Origin of the sequence: Limnohabitans sp. (genome assembly GCF_040401135.1) — a bacterium.
In the GTDB taxonomy this organism is placed as follows: domain Bacteria; phylum Pseudomonadota; class Gammaproteobacteria; order Burkholderiales; family Burkholderiaceae_C; genus Limnohabitans.
The window spans coordinates 1-2298 of sequence record NZ_JBBAOV010000063.1 but is presented as its reverse complement, the minus strand read 5'-3'; the positions used below and the strand labels follow the sequence as shown (position 1 = coordinate 2298).

Annotated in this window: 2 protein-coding genes; both read right to left on the bottom strand. The window is 57.7% G+C overall.

Translation table 11 applies throughout. From position 1 onward, the window contains the following. Nucleotides 1-1095 precede the first annotated feature (1095 nt). A complete protein-coding gene (locus tag ABWP81_RS11540; RefSeq protein WP_353141911.1) occupies nt 1096-1449 on the bottom strand; it encodes a hypothetical protein in 354 nt (117 codons plus the stop codon). Between the two features lie 345 nt (nt 1450-1794). Then, complete coding sequence (locus ABWP81_RS11535) at nt 1795-2112, bottom strand: hypothetical protein (protein WP_353141909.1); 318 nt, start codon at nt 2110-2112, stop codon at nt 1795-1797. Between the last annotated feature and the right edge of the window lie 186 nt (nt 2113-2298).

Sequence of the window (2298 nt, the reverse complement as noted above, 5' to 3'; positions counted from 1 at the left end):
AGCGGGCGGACATGCTGTTTTTCCTGCCACCGGGCGTCGAAGGTCGAAGCACACGAACTTACTCAGAGGTTGCTGTCAACCCAAGAACCGAACAGAAACACAGATTTTGACTACACTCCAGCTGCCCAAAACTCCGGCCGGGAACCCACAGAAAATGTCCTAAACCAAAAACACAAACAGAAAGGCACCGCCCTGACGACCCAGGTCGACACAAGCCGTGCCGCGGGGGCGGTCACTTGGCCAAGGTGATTAGGACGCTTGGCGTTCCGGCAGCTGGTGCAGCTAGCATTTCGTCGTCAGACTCGGGCTCCGTCGTGCCACACGAATCGACTTCCGTGTCCGACGACTCCGGGGTTCGCAAGGGACACATCGGGTCGCTAGGTAGGGTCCTCCCGGGAAATAGCAGGAACGAAGCAGGGGCCTTCCCTCATCGCCCGGGGGGAGGTGGGAGTGGCGGGGGCTGTGCCTTTGTGACATGCACAGCCCCCGCAACCCCCACCCTCCGCCGGGAGATGAAGGAAGGCCCTTGCCCCGCTTCTGCTATCCCCAGTTCCTTCTTGTTCCGAATTTCCGTGTACTCCGGGACAACCATCTCTTTGATTTTGAAACCCAAGGCATAGTTGCGATAACACCGGACCCGTCGAGGATGATGCCAGACAGGGACAGTGACCTTCTGATTCATGGCGGCCACAACAACGGGGCCGGGCAGTGGGAGGGCATGCCGCTTGTCTGACATGGAAAGTGCTTACACATGTGTTGGATTTTGTCCTGCCTGCAAAAAAAGGCGTGGGTCGCAATGCCAAACGGAGATCAGACCAACCCCCTATCTACCGTATGTGAAACCTGCAACCTCTTCCGACCTGCAGCCGCAACCGAGCTCCCCGAGACCGAAACCCACATCAAACCGCCAACATGGAAACAAGCGCCCCTGGTTTGATATGGAATCGAGTTGCGTTTGGCGTGCCCCTGGTTTGATATGGAATCGAGTTGCGTTTGGCGTGCACTGTGGGAGACTGATGCGTTCGCACTCTGCACCTCTTTGCGACAAATCCGGGACGCCGCATATGCTATACAAATCCGGGACGCCATGCATGCTCATTTGCCCAGCACACGACGAACTACGTGTGCAATGTGAGGGGTCATCCCGTCACGCTTGTGCAAAGCGACCTTCGACTTCCTGAGCTCTGCGATCGGCAACTTCTTGCCAAAGTCGAGCTGGTCCAAGCTCCGATCGGATGCGAAGCAAATGTCCATGGACACGAGCTCGGGGCGCGTCTTGCGCCCCACGGCGTTCATCAGATCCCGGATGTTCTCCAGCCTGCCTGCTGTCCGCTCTGCCGCACGGTACACTCTCTTCAGGCCGCCCGTCTGATCAGGATTCATGCGTGTGAACTTGTACACTGACATTTTCCCGGGCTTCAGCCCGGAGATGCCGTTGATGTGCATCATGCACAGAAGTGCTTGTCTTAGCGTCCAGCTCGTGGTGTACGTGGTCTTCGGGCCCGCCTCGTGCGGCAACCTCGGCACCTGCAATTTAGGCCATTAAAGAAAACAGCAGCGGAGCTGCCCCGATCCGCATGTTCTAGCGAGCCCGAGCTTGCTGAAACATACGGTTCGGGGCAGGCAACTCCCCATCTGTCGACTTTACGTTGAGTTCCGGATTTCTAACCCGAGCCCAGAATGTCAGCGATCGTGGGCTCGCACAACATTACACGTGCCACAAAACATTAGATGATCAAAACGGTCCAGCTTTGAGATTCGAGGGCCCGGTTTTCAGATCCGAACAAGTTCGGGTCATAATTTCGGAAACCGAGCCACCTTGAACTTCAAGTTGCTCAACGCTTTCCGGGCAGCGTCCTGCTTGTTGTACCACTCGTCGCAGGTGTGCGGGGCGTCGCCGAGACAGTCCCAAATTGCGTCCCAACCCTTAAGCAGCCGACGCATTTTCTCGAGGCCCGCTGTCCGGTCGCTGAGCTTCCACACAGTGCATTCGTCGGTGCCGCAACCATCGCCATCGTCGCACTCATCGTCGTCATCAGTGTCGCCAGCATCGGCCCAAAACGTCAGATTCCAGCCCTTCTTGCCCTTCTTTGCGACTTCGATGATGCCCAAGTGTCGAAGCACTTGCTCACCTCCGGAATGCCTGCCAACGAATCTGCCAGCATGCCTCAACCACGTGCGCGGGACCTTGTTGGCACTGACCGTTACGGCGGCCTTCCGCAAGACGGACACCAGCCGAGCTGCACGCGTTGACACACCCTGCCAGACACCAGCACCCCGTGACTCCTCGCTCCAGCT

Excerpts from the sequence above, each read along its gene's own strand:
- ABWP81_RS11540 (WP_353141911.1), bottom strand. The coding sequence starts at position 1,449 with ATGATGCACATCAACGGCATCTCCGGGCTGAAGCCCGGGAAAATGTCA.